Genomic DNA, 14,992 nt, shown 5'->3' with positions numbered 1-14,992 from the left:
ATAGAAATATAATGCAATCACTCAACAAGGAAGAAGGCCGTAGGGCGCATGAACAAAGCTATACGCTATTGTGTATTGACGATGAGAGCGTTAACTTAAAAGTATTAGCATCAATCTTCAAAGATCACTACAACGTGGTGGCTTGTAAAAGTGCTAAACAAGGTTTTCAACTCGCTTTGCAGGAAAACCCTGATATTATTTTGCTTGATGTACTGATGCCAGAAGAAAACGGTTTTGAGCTCATGGCAAAGCTAAAAAAACACCCTCAGTTAGCCAGTATTCCCGTTATTTTTATTACCGGTTTACAAGAGGTAGAAGATGAAGAAAAAGCTTTAATGCTCGGCGCTTGTGACTATATTCAAAAGCCCTTTAACTACAGTATTGTGAGGGCAAGGGTTAACACGCATTTAGAAATTATTCGTCAACGTAATTTATTGCAAAGATTTGCATTATTCGACAGTTTGACCGAGTTACCCAATCGTCGAAAATGGCTGCAAGACAGCACTGAAAGTTGGCTAACTGCTCAGCATGCTCAAACTGCTATGGTGTATGGCATTATCGATGTTGACCACTTTAAAAAATACAATGATCATTATGGTCACCAACAAGGTGATGTGGTTTTACGTAAAATTGCTCAAACCATTAAACGCAACTTATACCATTATAATGGCGCTATTTTTCGCTGTGGTGGAGAAGAGTTTTATTTTTATTTTCCTGTGGTTGTAAGCTGTAAAGCCTCAACCGTGCTGGCTGTTTGTCTTAACAGCATAACTGAGCTCGCTATTGAACATCTTGCGGTGAACACGATTGGCCATGTTTCGGTAAGTATTGGCGCTATACAAGTCATTCCTCATAAAAATACCAGCATTGAGCAAATTATGCAGCAAGCTGATGAAAGGCTATATTTAGTTAAAAAAGACACTCGAAATGCTTTTAACCTGCTCGAACTTGATCAAAGCAATTAGCAAATACCGCTCGACATTGCCTGATTCAAGCAAAAAACATCAGGCATTGCCAAGACAAATTAATGGGCAACCCGCCAGATTTTAGTTATAGTGCGCGTCATTAACACTGACTACGCCAATTGAAATAGTGCGCAATTCATGACAGTAATTGGCCTTACTAGTAGCTGTTACTTACTCAGCTACCAAGGATAAATTGTGACAACTAAAGGCAACCTTTTCATTCTATCTGCCCCTAGTGGCGCAGGTAAATCGAGTTTAATCTCCGCTTTACTTAAACAAACATCAGCAAGACCCATGCAAGTGTCTGTTTCACACACAACACGCGATCCTCGTCCCGGTGAAGTCGATGGTCAACACTATCACTTTGTGAGCGAAGAGCAATTTAAAGGTGCCATTGCGGATAAACACTTTTACGAATACGCCGCCGTATTTGGTAACTGCTATGGCACCAGTGAAATAGCGATAGATCAACAGCTTGCACAAGGCATTGATGTTTTTCTTGATATTGACTGGCAAGGTGCACAGCAAGTTAGAATAAAGAAACCAGACGTAACCACCATCTTTATTAGCCCACCTTCAAAACAAGCATTAGAAGAGCGCTTGCGTGGCCGTGGCCAAGACAGTGAAGAGGTTATTCAAGCACGCATGGCGCAAGCAAAAGCAGAATGTTCACACTATCAAGAATTTGACTACATTATTATCAATGATGATTTTCAGCAAGCCTTAACGGACCTGACTACAGTAGTAAACAATCAGCGTTTAAAGCGCAGTCAACAAGTTTGCCAGCATCAAGGCTTATTTGCAGAATTATTAGCGTAGAGCGCTTGCTTACTTACCGTTAGATCAAGTAAACTACGCGACTATTTTATAAATTTAATTGCTGGAGTGACCAAATGGCTCGCGTAACTGTTGAAGATGCCGTAGAAAAAGTCGGTAACCGTTTTGATTTGGTGCTAATTGCATCTCGTCGTGCTCGTCAAATTGCTACGGGCGGAAAAGACCCATTGGTTGATCCTGAAAATGACAAACCAACAGTAATAGCTTTGCGTGAAATCGAAGCCGGTCTTATCACCACTGCAGTAATGGACAAGTCTGATCGTCATGAACAAGTACAACAAGATGATGAAGAATTAGACAAGATTGCAGCCATTGTTGGTGGCAATCAATAATATTCGCTTACGTTTAACGTTAATTGCGACATAAAAAACGCGTAAATTACCTCACAGTAATTTACGCGTTTTTTATTATCTGTTAAGTTTGAGTAAATGAATAATAAAAATTCGTGCTAGCGCGCTTAAACATTGGCATAGCGGCAAAATAATCGTATTCTAAACCTATTGCTAAAAGCTGAGCCACTCTCATCATTAAGGAATTACTGAGTGTACCTTTTTGAACCACTAAAAAAACACGTATCAAGTTATCTATCCAAGGTACAAATTGACCTACTAAAGCAGGCCTATATTGTTGCGCGTGAAGCACATGACGGCCAAATGCGCTCAAGTGGTGAACCCTATATAACGCACCCAGTGGCCGTTGCCCTTAATCTTGCGAAAATGCATTTAGATCACGAAACCTTAATGGCTGCTTTGCTACATGACGTGATTGAAGATACCGCGACCACTAAAGACCAGTTAGCTGAATTATTTGGCCATACGGTGGCAGAGCTGGTTGAAGGTGTGAGTAAACTCGACAAGCTCAAATTTGATAATAAAGAAGAAATGCAAGCGGAAAACTTTCGCAAAATGGTTTTGGCCATGGTGCAAGATATTCGTGTTATTTTAATCAAACTTGCCGATCGCACCCACAACATGCGAACTTTAGGGGCATTGCGACCTGATAAACGTCGACGAATAGCCCGTGAAACATTAGATATCTATGCGCCAATCGCCAATCGCTTGGGTATTCATGACATTAAAAATGAACTGGAGACTTTAGGCTTTGAAGCCCTCTATCCGATGCGCGCACGAGCATTAAAGTCAGCGGTAAAACAAGCACGTGGCAACCGTAAAGAAATTATCAACAATATCCAAGCAGAGTTGACCAGCCGCCTAGCAGAAAATGGCATTAAAGCTCAAGTTATTGGCCGAGAGAAACATCTTTATTCCATCTATAAAAAAATGCAAAATAAAGAATTAATGTTCAATGAAGTCATGGACATTTATGCCTTTAGAATTATTGTTGGTGACAAAATTGATGACTGCTATCGCGCTTTAGGCGCCGCCCATAATTTGTATAAGCCGATTGAATCACGCTTTAAAGACTATGTGGCGATTCCAAAAACTAACGGCTATCAATCACTGCATACGTCTTTAATTGGCCCTCATGGTATTCCTGTTGAAATTCAAATTCGTACCCACGATATGGATCAAATGGCCGATAAAGGTGTTGCCGCTCACTGGTTATATAAACAAGACGGCAAAGACACCGGCACTACAGCGCAAATGAAAGCCCGTCGCTGGATGCAAAGTTTATTAGAATTACAACAAAGTGCGGGTAGCTCATTTGAGTTTATCGAAAATGTAAAATCAGATCTTTTTCCAGAAGAAATTTACGTTTTTACTCCCGACGGCCGTATTATCGAATTGCCTATGGGGGCAACAGCGGTCGATTTTGCTTATGCAGTGCATACCGACGTTGGTAACTCATGCGTGGGCGTAAAAGTTGAACGTAAACCTTATCCATTAAGCCAACCCTTAGATTCAGGCCAGACTATCGAAGTGGTGACCTCTTCTGCTGCCCGACCTAACGCGACTTGGCTTAACTTTGTCGTTACCGCAAAAGCGCGTTTGCAAATTCGTACCTACTTGCGCTCACAAGAAAAAACTGAGTCTCTTGCCTTAGGTCGACGCTTACTAAGCCACGCGCTTGGGACCACAAAACTCGCAGACATTGCCGCAGAAAAACTGTGCCAAGTGGTTAAAGACACCGGCAATAAAACTACTGAAGAATTACTGATCAATATAGGTCTTGGTAACGCATTAAGCATAGGTATCGCTAAACGTTTAAAAGACGAATTTACTGACGAGTCTGATATACAACCAAAGACTAAAAATAAAATGCCGATTAAGGGCACCGAAGGTATGATGGTCAGTTATGGTAAATGCTGTAGACCTATTCCTGGTGATTCTATTCTGGCTTATTTAAGTCCTGGTAAAGGCTTAATGGTACACCAACATGGCTGTAGAAATAATAAAGGTCATGAACAAGGTAGTTTGTTCCCGGTTCGATGGGATACAGATATTGACCGCGATTTTATTGCCAAATTACGTATCGATATTCTCAATCATAAAGGTGCTCTTGCCGCCTTAACCAGTGTGGTTGCCCGTTGTGGCTCAAATGTTCACACACTAAATTCTGGTGAGAAAGAGTCCGGACTGTACCTGATTGATATAGAAATTACCTGTCGGAACAGGGTTCACCTTGCCAAAATCATCCGAAAAATTAAAGTCATGGGCGACGTTCAACGCGTTGTGCGTAACAAATAGGAAAGCTTAGGAATACTATGAAAACAATTATTAATACAGAAAACGCGCCCAGTGCAATCGGTACCTATAGCCAAGCGGTAAAAGTCAATAATACCGTTTATCTATCAGGCCAAATTCCCTTAGTACCTGAAACTATGGAAATTATTTCTGAAGATTTTGCTGAGCAAACACAACAGGTATTTAAAAATATTGTCGCCGTATGCGAAGCGGCCGGCGGCAATATCAATGACATGGTAAAAGTGAATATATTTTTACAAGATTTAGCCAACTTCGCTACGGTTAACGAAATTATGAGCCAATATTTTCAACAACCTTACCCAGCAAGAGCCGCGGTACAGGTAGCACGTTTGCCAAAAGACGTTGCCATCGAAATTGACGGTATTATGGAATTACCCAATTACAGTTAACATTAAGCCATAACACTACTTGCCGGCAAGCAACACTGATAAAAGCTTGCCAATATTTTACTCAACGTTAGAACCAGTATATGACTCCGGATAGACTACAAAGAATTAAAAGCATGTTAGATCAACGCCAACCTGATTTAACCGTATGTATGGAAGGTGTGCACAAAACTCATAACCTAGCTGCTGTAGTTCGCACAGCAGATGCGGTTGGTGTTAGCGATGTACATGCTGTATGGAAAAATGAAACCATGCGTATCTCTGGCGGCAGTGCGGCAGGTAGTCAAAACTGGATAGAAGTGCATAATTATAACCGCACCGAAGACGCAATTACCGAGTTAAAAAAGCAAGGTATGCAGGTGCTGGTAACTAACTTGTCAGCTACAGCTGTCGACTTTCGTGAGATTGACTATACCAAGCCAACCGCTATTATTCTTGGACAAGAAAAGTTTGGCGCCTCGGCTAAAGCACTTGAAATGGCTGACCAAGACATTGTGATTCCTATGGTAGGCATGGTGCAGTCATTAAATGTTTCTGTTGCTTGTTCAGTGGTGTTATATGAAGCCCAACGCCAGCGTCAAGCGGCGGGGTTATATCAACAACCCAGAATAAGCCAACAACGCCGACAACGGATATTATTTGAAGGTGGCCATCCTATTTTTGCTACCGCCTGCCAACGTAAAGGCTTAGCCTATCCAGAGATCGATGAAGCTGGACAAATTGTGGCATCAGAGCAATGGTGGCAGCAAATGCAAATGACCCAAGCTGCTTGGCAAGATATTGATAACGAATAAATTTCAAACTGATATCAAAGGAGTCAGCGGTGCCTCGCGCAATGGAAGCCTTAACTAATTTAGCCCAAATCCCTGTCACTACCTTAAAAGGTGTCGGACCCGGTATGGCGACTAAGTTGGAAAAAATTGGTCTAGTGTCACTACAAGACTTACTTTTTCATTTACCGTTGCGTTATGAAGACCGCACACGTGTTACCGCGGTGCGTGATCTTATGCCCGGTCTCTTCACCAATATTATTGGCGAAGTTACCCAAAATGAGATAATACAAGGCAAGCGTAGAATGATGTTAGTCACCATCAATGATGGCACTGGCAGTATTAATCTACGTTTTTTTCACTTTTCAGCTAGTCAAAAAAATAGCCTAGCTGTCGGGCTCAATATCCGCTGCTATGGTGAAATTAATCGTGGCATGCGTGGCTTTGAAATAGTACACCCAGAATATAAAGCCCTAGATCAAGATCAAGCATTAACTGTCGCGGAAGAAACCCTAACACCGGTTTATTCTACCACCGACGGTTTACGACAAATTTCTTTACGCAATCTAACCGAACAAGCATTAAAGCACTTGCAGAGCGGCAAAGTAGAAGAATTATTGCCGGTTGAAATTAGTCATCAACAATATAGCTTAGCTGAAGCACTCGCCTTAATTCACCGGCCACCCCCAGAGACCTCAGTGGTTTTAATGGAAGATGGCAAACACCCAGCACAGCTTAGGCTGATCAAAGAAGAATTATTAGCCCATAACCTCAGCATGTTAAAATTACGTGCCGCCAATGATCATCACCCCGCCGTTGTTCTGGCTATAGACACTCAACTAGAGAAAAACTTTTTAGCGTCACTGCCTTTTACACCGACAGGCGCACAAGCAAAAGTGACGGCAGAAATACGTACTGACCTGTTAAAACCTATGCCCATGATGCGTTTAGTACAAGGTGACGTAGGTTCAGGCAAAACACTCGTTGCCGCATTAGCTGCATTAACCGCGATTGGCCAAGGTTTTCAGGTGGCCTTAATGGCGCCAACAGAAATATTGGCAGAGCAACATGCGATTAATTTTGAAAAATGGTTTGGGCCACTGAGTATTTCAGTTGGCTGGCTGGTAGGTAAAACCAAAGCCAAAGCAAGACGCCATGCTTTAGAGCAGATCGAAAATGGTAATATGCAAATGGTTATTGGCACGCATGCTTTGTTTCAAGAGCAAGTGATATTTAACAAACTAGCCCTGGTTATTATTGACGAACAACATAAGTTTGGCGTCCACCAGCGTTTATCTTTACGTGAAAAAGGCGCATGGCAAGGCCATTACCCCCATCAGTTAATCATGACAGCTACGCCTATTCCGCGTACTTTAGCCATGACAGCTTATGCAGATTTAGACACTTCAGTGATTGACGAATTGCCGCCGGGACGAACCCCTATTACCACAGTCGCCTTGCCGGACAGTCGCCGAGATGATGTTGTTGAACGCATTCGTCAAGGTTGCACCAAGGATAACCGTCAAGTCTATTGGGTGTGTACGCTCATTGAAGAGTCCGAGGTATTACAATGCCAAGCCGCGGAAGATACGGCGGTGTATTTGCAAGCACAATTATCCGCCTTAAAAATTGGTTTAGTGCATGGCCGAATGAAGGCGGATGAAAAACAAGCCGTGATGGAGCGTTTTAAGCTTGGCGAACTGGACGTCTTAGTAGCAACAACCGTTATTGAGGTGGGTGTGGATGTGCCAAATGCGAGCTTAATGGTGATTGAAAATCCCGAACGTTTAGGCTTAGCACAACTACATCAATTACGCGGCCGTGTTGGTCGTGGCTTAGTGGCTTCTCATTGTGTATTAATGTACAAAGCACCTTTGACTAAAACCGCCACCAAGCGCTTAAAAGTACTCAGAGAAAGTAACGATGGCTTTGTTATCGCACAAAAAGATCTCGAAATTCGCGGGCCGGGTGAATTACTTGGCACCAAACAAACCGGTTTGGCGGATCTAAAAATTGCTGACCTGCAACGCGATGCCCACTTAATACCAGAAGTACAACAAGATGCTCACCTGATATGGCAAAAATACCCAGACCAAGCCAACGCGCTCATTAATCGCTGGTTAGCCAACCGTGAAAAATATTCTAATGCCTAGACTGAGATCCGAACACTTGGGTAAATGACACTATTTACTCATGACCTTTGAACAGCAAAAAATAGCGGTAAAAATCACTTGTTGATAAGCTTCTTTGAGTCTGATTTTATCTTCTATTCATTCGGTTAACTCAGTGTTCTCTTTTTCCTGCAAAAAAAGGGCTAAATTTAAGCCATACAATTCAATCAGTCGTCATGTGACGTATCAAGTTTATAACGCTGTATTTTTTGATTTTAACCGTTAAAAATGAACAGCTAATTAATCAACTTGCTATTAATAACCGCCACCGTGATCTCAAGTGTTAATTAATCTAAAAAAATGCGGTAAACTAAGTCTAATTATAGTTAACAGCGAAATCATGATGTCTTCACACGATCAAAATCATCCGATTAATAATGACACTAGTGACGAAAACACGACCCATTTTGGCTTTCAAACGGTCGAAAAAAATGAAAAAGAGTCGAAAGTTGCCAGCGTGTTTCATTCTGTTGCTCAGCAATATGACGTGATGAATGATTTAATGTCATTTGGCATTCATCGCTTATGGAAACGTTTTACTATCGATGCCAGTGGCGTACGCCCGGGTAATAAAGTACTAGACTTAGCCGGTGGTACCGGCGATTTAACGGCAAAATTTTCTCAACTTGTTGGCCGTGAAGGTAAAGTTATCTTAGCCGATATCAATAGCTCAATGCTCAATGTTGGGCGCGATAAGTTGCGTGACCTGGGTTTAGTGCAAAATATTGAATACGTGCAAGCCAACGCGCAATATTTACCGTTTGAAGATAATACCTTTGATATTATCACGATAGCTTTTGGTTTACGCAATGTGACCGATAAAGACATGGCATTGCGCTCTATGTATCGTGTGCTCAAACCAGGTGGCCGTTTATTAGTTTTAGAGTTTTCAAAACCAGAACATGAGTTAGTTAATAAGGCCTACGATTTCTATTCTTTTAACATCTTACCTAAAATAGGTGAGTTAGTGGCAAAAGACGGTGATAGTTACCAATATTTAGCCGAGTCTATTCGCATGCACCCTGATCAAGAAACCCTGAAAACCATGATGGATACCGCTGGCTTTGAACAAACCAGTTTCAAAAATTTAACCGGTGGGGTAGTGGCACTGCATAAAGGTTATAAGTTTTAGCCTTATGCCTCAAACTATTAGTCAGCAACTCATGTTTGCTCAAGCCCTAAGTGCGATACTTGAAACCGTTATCAATCAGTTTCTGGGCTATAATTTGCACGGTATTCGGGCTTTAAAGCCTTTGTCTGAGAAAACACTCACCATTAAATTGGCAGAATTACCGTTTCCTTTAAGCTTTACCGTTAGTGATGAAAAAATTCATGTTAGCAGTAATGATGCACATAACGACTGCTGTTTAATCACCAGTATCAGCAGCTTAATTGAGTTAAAAAAAGAGCAACAACTGACGGATTTAATTAAAAAAGATAAACTCGATATTCAAGGTGATTTAAAAGTAGCTCAGCGCTTTGCTGACATTGCTCAAACACTTGATATTGATTGGCAAAGTGAGTTAGCCAAACGTATTGGTGATATTCCTGCTTACAAATTAGGCCAACTGGGTCACAAGCTATTAAAGACCTTAAACTTTGCTGGGACAAAAATTCAAGCAGATGCCAGCGAGTGGCTAATACATCAGAAGCGACTAATCATAACAGCCACTGAAATGTCTTATTTTAATCAGGATGTTGAAGATGTAGAACAACAAGTTAGTGCTTTAAGCCAACGACTTGAACAATTAACTAAACACATAAGCAAATTATCATAAGGGTCTGTGGTGAGTAGTAAACGTTTATACAAAATAGTAAAAACCTTTCTTCAGTTTGGGCTTGATGAGCTTCTACCTGAAAAGTACCTGCCATGGTATATAAAAATATTGCGCAGCTCATTGTTTTGGCTGAAAAACAAACACCAAGACAAAACTCAGGCACAGCGCTTTCGAATGGCGATAGAGTCATTGGGCCCAGTATTTGTTAAGTTTGGCCAAATGCTCTCCACCCGCCGAGATTTATTGTCAGACGACTTCGCCAATGAATTAACTTTATTGCAAGATAAAGTGGCTGCGTTTGCTGGTGAAGATGCCGAAAAAATTATTATCGCGGCCATTGGCGCAGACATTTTTGCACAACAATTTAAAGATTTTGATCTAACGCCTTTAGCATCAGCCTCTATTGCCCAAGTGCACACGGCTACCTTGTTACAACCAGAGGGCGAGCAAGAGGTGGTGTTAAAAGTATTACGACCTAATATTACAGCAACCATCATCGCTGACCTGAACGTGATGTCACTTTTTGCCAACATTGTTGCTCGTTGGTTACCCGATGGCAAACGTTTACATCCTCTAGAAGTTGTCGCTGAATATAAAAAAACCATGTTAGAAGAATTAGATTTAAACCGTGAAGCGGCTAATGCTATGCAATTAAAGCGCAATTTTAGCCAAGGACGAGATAGCGACAAGGTGCTTTATGTGCCTGAAGTCTACAGCGAATATTGTTCAAAAAATGTCATGGTAATGGAACGTATTTATGGCGTAGGTGTTGGTGACGTTGAGACCTTACTAGCAAAAAACGTTAACATGAAATTACTCGCTGAACGGGGCGTTGAAGTATTTTTCACTCAAGTATTTCGAGACAGTTTTTTTCATGCTGATATGCACCCAGGTAACGTATTTGTTGACGCAACAACCCCAGACGATCCCACTTGGATTGCCATTGATTACGGTATCGTTGGTACCTTAAACCGCGAAGATAAACGCTATTTAGCGGAAAATTTTGTGGCTTTTTTTAACCGTGACTACCGTAAAGTGGCACAATTACATGTTGATTCAGGCTGGGTACCCAGTGACACTAGTGTTGATGAATTTGAGTTTGCCATACGAACCGTATGTGAGCCTATCTTCAACAAACCTTTGTCTGAAATTTCTTTTGGTCAGGTATTAGTCAATCTTTTTAATACCGCACGTCGCTTTAATATGGAATTACAACCCCAGCTAGTTTTACTGCAAAAAACCCTACTTTATATCGAGGGCTTAGGCCGACAGCTTTACCCGGCTTTAGATCTTTGGCAAACCGCCAAGCCATTTTTAGAAAAATGGGTCAAAGAACAAATGGGCATCAAAGCGGTTATTAAGAAAGTAAAAGACAACTTACCCTTTTGGAACGAAAAACTGCCCGAGATACCTGACTTAGTCTACGATTACTTAAAAACTAATCGAACAGCACAACGTCAGCAATTAATAACATTGAAACAAATACAGTTGCAACAACAGCAACATAGCAAGCAAATAACCAAACTGGTCGTTATAGCCACGCTAGTTATTTGCTTGACCATTAGCTTTACTTAATAACCATTTGAGAGTGACTAGGTACAGGGCTAGAACCCAGTACTTTAGGTTAAGTCTTAAGTCTAAGTAATAAAAAACAAATTAATTCAACAGGATCAAACATGACTAACAACGAAGTTTTACATCACATTCGTTATATCTTTAGCTTAAACAATGAAAAAATATCCGCTATTTTTCAATTGGCCTCATGCCCACAAAGCGATGAAGAAATTAATAATTTTTTCCGCAAAAATGGTGAACAAGCCTTTGCTCGTATTGCTGATAATATCTTAGCGAGTTTTCTTGATGGCTTAATAATAGAATGTCGAGGAGCAAAAGAGGGTGCGCAAGCGCAGTTGGATCAGCCAATAAATAACAATATTGTCTTTAACAAAGTAAAAATCGCTCTGGCGTTAAAAGCTGAAGATATTATTGCCTTGCTTGACTCTGCTGAATTAACCTTAAGTAAACATGAACTCAGTGCTTTTTTCCGTAAACCTGAGCACAAACACTTCCGCGGTTGTAACGATGACACCTTATTGAAATTTTTTAATGGCTTACACTTAAAAAATCATCAAGCTATTGTAGAAATAAAAGAGTAATAGGACTTAATAACACTAGCTAGGCTATCTATGGTCTAGCTAGCCTTCTCTGCCACTATTTTCTCTACCACCACACAATTACGGCCATTATCTTTTGCTAGATATAACGCCGCATCTGCTCGACTGATCCAAGCTTCAGCGGTTTCACCCTGTCGATATTGTGCGATACCAATAGACACAGTCACGGGTATGTCATCAGAAAAAGTAGTTTTTTCGACTAAAGCCCGTAACTTTTCTGCCACTTGTTTAGCCTCGGTAACGTCAACTTTTAAGGGTAAAATAATAAACTCTTCACCACCATAACGATATAAAGCATCCATTGATCTACTATGTTTTTGAATCAAGGCGACCAACTCAACCAATACTATATCGCCATTAGCATGACCATAATCATCATTAATTTTCTTAAAATGATCTAAATCTAATAACAATAATGAGACGTTAGAAGCCGCTCTCTTTTGATCAGCAATAATATTTTCCAGTGTTTGGTCTAAGGCCCGGCGATTACCCGACGAGGTTAAGGGGTCAATACTGGCTAATAAGGCCAACTTACTATTGGTTTTATCGTAGTTATCAAATATTATATAAGAAAACACTGCGGTTAAAGATAAGGTAAGGCTGATGGTTAAAAACTCTAAGGTACCGGTAATCGGTAATAATGTAATAGCAATGACCATAATAGCGATAAAACATATTATGCTAGCTGGCCGCACGGGCAATATATAGTAAAATGAGATTATAGCGGGGTACAACCAAAATAAATGTGATTGTCCACGTATAACCACGATAGTCACAATAGCAAGAGAAAGGAAGATGGTGAATGCCAGTTTTGCAGTATTGACCTTACGGGTAAAATAAACAAATACAAAGAAAACAGCGGTCACAACCACAAGTGCGGCATCTATAGAGGCCATGACCATATCACCATCAAGCCAGCGCAAATAAACAAATGGCGAAATGGCAATAGCCGCCAACGCACTGAATGTTAGTAGCATTTTTTCTGCTGCTGAACGTTTTGTCATTTAACTTCCCTTTATTCCACTGGTTATTTTCTTGAAGATATTAACTTAGCCATGAACTTTTAAGATAAAAAAGTGATATAAATAATTCATATAGATGATGCAAATTGCTAAATAAGAGTCATAGCAGTGTATATTATTTTTTATTTTTTAACATCTCTCGTAAACCCGCTACGCCCATTTGTGCCGTAGCTTGCTTTTTTTCTATACTTTGCTTAGTTTGCGTTAACTCCCAGCTTAAATCATCTTGTGGTAATTCATGTAAAAACCGACTGGCTTCTGTACGAGAAACTTCGCCATACTGTCGCCGTTCTCGGGCATAAGTAAATATTAACTCTCGCTTGGCCCGTGTAATGCCAACATAGGCTAAACGACGTTCTTCTTCTACATTACCCTCATCCATACTGGTTTGATGAGGCAATAAACCTTCTTCCATGCCAATGAGAAAAACATAAGGAAATTCTAGGCCTTTTGAACCATGCAAGGTCATTAACTGAACTTGGTCAGTATCTTCTTCATCCTCATTGCGCTCCATCATGTCACGCAAGGTTAAGCGTGTAACTACTTGCGCTAAGGTCATGGGTTCTTCATCTTCTACACCTTCGAGCATTTGCGTTACCCAACTAAACAACTGGGTCACGTTTTTCATACGCATTTCAGCCGCTTTTGCGCTCGGTGAGCTATCGTATAACCAATCTTCATAGTTAATTTCACGCACCATTGAGCGCAACACCACAGAGGTATCGCCACGCTCGGCATGATCGGCGGTTTCGACTAACCAACGGGTAAATTTTTGCACACTGATCAGACCGCGACCACCCAGATGTTGCTCTAAGCCTAATTCGAAACTAGCGGTAAACATACTAATTTGACGCATATTAGCGTAGCTACCCAGTTTTTCTAGCGTGGTTGGGCCAATCTCTCGGCGTGGAACATTCACAATCCGTAAAAAGGCATTATCATCGTCTGGATTTACTAACAGCCTTAGAAACGCCATCATATCTTTGATTTCAGCACGAGAGAAAAACGAGGTGCCACCGTTGATTTTATAAGGTATACGGTTGGTCATTAGCGCTTTTTCAAGTAAGCGCGCCTGATGATTACCACGATATAAAATCGCATAATCTTTATATTTACTCTTATTTAAAAAGCGGTGGCCAATTAATTCACCTACCACGCGCTCAACCTCGTGGTCTTCATTTTTAGTTTGTAGCACCCGTAACGCCACGCCGTAATTGAGCTCACTAAATAGCGCTTTGTCATAAACATGCGGGTTATTAGCAATCAGCGTATTGGCACATTTTAAAATACGGCCACTGGAACGGTAGTTTTGCTCAAGCTTAATCAGCTTAAGATTGGGATAGTCTTTACCTAATAGCACTAAATTTTGCGGTTTAGCGCCACGCCATGAGTATATTGATTGGTCATCATCACCCACTACGGTCAACAAGCCTTGCTCACCAGTGATCTGCTTGATTAATTCATATTGACTGGCATTAGTATCTTGATATTCGTCCACTAACATATATTGAATTTTTTGCTGCCAACGCGTTCGTACTTCTGGGTAATTTCGCATTAACAGTGTTGGAATTAAGATCAAGTCATCAAAGTCTAGCGCGTTATAGGCTTTCATATGCTTTTGATACAGGGCATAAAATTCGGCAAAAAGTTGGGCATCAGCATCACTAGCATGTTTCATCGCGGCGTCTGGCAGTAACAATTCATTTTTCCAATGGGAAATCATTGTCTGCAATTTATTTAATAAATCTTTATCGCCCTCAAGTTGCTCTTGGGTAAGCTCCTTTAATAATGCCAGGCTGTCTTGATCATCAAACAAGGTAAAGCCGGGCTTGTAACCTAAGGTTTTTAATTCTTTACGAATAATGTCTAAGCCCAATGAGTGGAAGGTAGAAACAGTTAAGCCACGGGTTAGTGACTTATCCATCATCTTAACCACCCGCTCTTTCATTTCACGCGCCGCTTTATTGGTAAAGGTTACCGCCGCAATATGTTTAGCTTTATAACCGCAATTTTGAATTAAGTACGCAATTTTCTGACAAATAACCCCAGTTTTACCACTGCCTGCGCCCGCTAATACTAAGCATGGACCTTCAACATATTTTTTTGCTTCATTTTGACCTGGGTTTAATTTCATTGCTGGGCTTTAACTCAATTGATGAATAAGATAGTCGCCGTCGATTTTACCTGTTTTTATAACAAGACAACATCAACTTTCTTTCTAGT

General features: G+C 40.8%; 13 protein-coding genes. 11 read left to right on the top strand and 2 right to left on the bottom strand.

The window, feature by feature from the left end; all coding sequences use genetic code 11:
* The first annotated feature begins 11 nt into the window (after positions 1–11).
* From H4J61_RS17205 to H4J61_RS17155, 11 genes are all read left to right on the top strand, one after another.
* On the top strand, positions 12–965 hold the full coding sequence (locus tag H4J61_RS17205) for a diguanylate cyclase domain-containing protein (RefSeq protein WP_182186502.1): 954 nt from the start codon (positions 12–14) through the stop codon (positions 963–965).
* Positions 966–1,160: 195 nt separating this feature from the next.
* Positions 1,161–1,784, top strand: a complete 624-nt coding sequence (gmk, locus tag H4J61_RS17200) for a guanylate kinase (RefSeq protein ID WP_182186493.1) — start codon at positions 1,161–1,163, stop codon at positions 1,782–1,784.
* A gap of 74 nt (positions 1,785–1,858) precedes the next feature.
* Positions 1,859–2,134 (top strand): DNA-directed RNA polymerase subunit omega, encoded by a 276-nt coding sequence (rpoZ, locus tag H4J61_RS17195; RefSeq protein ID WP_182137134.1) that lies wholly within the window; start codon positions 1,859–1,861, stop codon positions 2,132–2,134.
* A 210-nt stretch (positions 2,135–2,344) separates the two neighbouring features.
* Positions 2,345–4,450, top strand: coding sequence for a bifunctional GTP diphosphokinase/guanosine-3',5'-bis pyrophosphate 3'-pyrophosphohydrolase (gene spoT / locus H4J61_RS17190; protein ID WP_182137135.1), 2,106 nt, complete (start codon positions 2,345–2,347; stop codon positions 4,448–4,450).
* Between the two features lie 17 nt (positions 4,451–4,467).
* Positions 4,468–4,857 (top strand): RidA family protein, encoded by a 390-nt coding sequence (locus H4J61_RS17185; RefSeq protein ID WP_182137136.1) that lies wholly within the window; start codon positions 4,468–4,470, stop codon positions 4,855–4,857.
* Positions 4,858–4,937: 80 nt separating this feature from the next.
* Complete coding sequence (trmH, locus tag H4J61_RS17180; RefSeq protein WP_182186490.1) at positions 4,938–5,648, top strand: tRNA (guanosine(18)-2'-O)-methyltransferase TrmH; 711 nt, start codon at positions 4,938–4,940, stop codon at positions 5,646–5,648.
* Positions 5,649–5,689: 41 nt separating this feature from the next.
* Positions 5,690–7,777 carry an ATP-dependent DNA helicase RecG gene (gene recG / locus H4J61_RS17175; protein ID WP_182186606.1) on the top strand — a complete coding sequence of 696 codons (2,088 nt, stop codon included), beginning with the start codon at positions 5,690–5,692 and terminating at the stop codon, positions 7,775–7,777.
* Positions 7,778–8,138: 361 nt separating this feature from the next.
* Positions 8,139–8,927: a bifunctional demethylmenaquinone methyltransferase/2-methoxy-6-polyprenyl-1,4-benzoquinol methylase UbiE gene (gene ubiE / locus H4J61_RS17170; protein ID WP_182186603.1), complete on the top strand. Its 789-nt coding sequence runs from the start codon at positions 8,139–8,141 to the stop codon at positions 8,925–8,927.
* A 4-nt stretch (positions 8,928–8,931) separates the two neighbouring features.
* Positions 8,932–9,573, top strand: a complete 642-nt coding sequence (locus H4J61_RS17165; RefSeq protein WP_182186488.1) for an SCP2 domain-containing protein — start codon at positions 8,932–8,934, stop codon at positions 9,571–9,573.
* A gap of 9 nt (positions 9,574–9,582) precedes the next feature.
* Positions 9,583–11,148, top strand: a complete 1,566-nt coding sequence (ubiB, locus tag H4J61_RS17160; RefSeq protein ID WP_182186485.1) for a ubiquinone biosynthesis regulatory protein kinase UbiB — start codon at positions 9,583–9,585, stop codon at positions 11,146–11,148.
* A gap of 101 nt (positions 11,149–11,249) precedes the next feature.
* Positions 11,250–11,729 carry a DUF1456 family protein gene (locus tag H4J61_RS17155; RefSeq protein WP_182137140.1) on the top strand — a complete coding sequence of 160 codons (480 nt, stop codon included), beginning with the start codon at positions 11,250–11,252 and terminating at the stop codon, positions 11,727–11,729.
* 35 nt (positions 11,730–11,764) lie between these two features.
* Here the strand turns inward: H4J61_RS17155 and H4J61_RS17150 are convergent, their stop codons facing one another.
* Both H4J61_RS17150 and rep read right to left on the bottom strand, forming a co-directional pair.
* Positions 11,765–12,751: a GGDEF domain-containing protein gene (locus H4J61_RS17150; RefSeq protein WP_182186483.1), complete on the bottom strand. Its 987-nt coding sequence runs from the start codon at positions 12,749–12,751 to the stop codon at positions 11,765–11,767.
* Positions 12,752–12,884: 133 nt separating this feature from the next.
* Positions 12,885–14,903, bottom strand: coding sequence for a DNA helicase Rep (rep, locus tag H4J61_RS17145; RefSeq protein WP_182137142.1), 2,019 nt, complete (start codon positions 14,901–14,903; stop codon positions 12,885–12,887).
* Positions 14,904–14,992 lie beyond the last annotated feature (89 nt).

The organism is Colwellia sp. MB3u-4 (assembly GCF_014077065.1).
In the GTDB taxonomy this organism is placed as follows: domain Bacteria; phylum Pseudomonadota; class Gammaproteobacteria; order Enterobacterales; family Alteromonadaceae; genus Cognaticolwellia.
The sequence above is the reverse complement of the archived record's forward strand: the minus strand, read 5'-3'. Positions and strand labels throughout refer to the sequence as shown.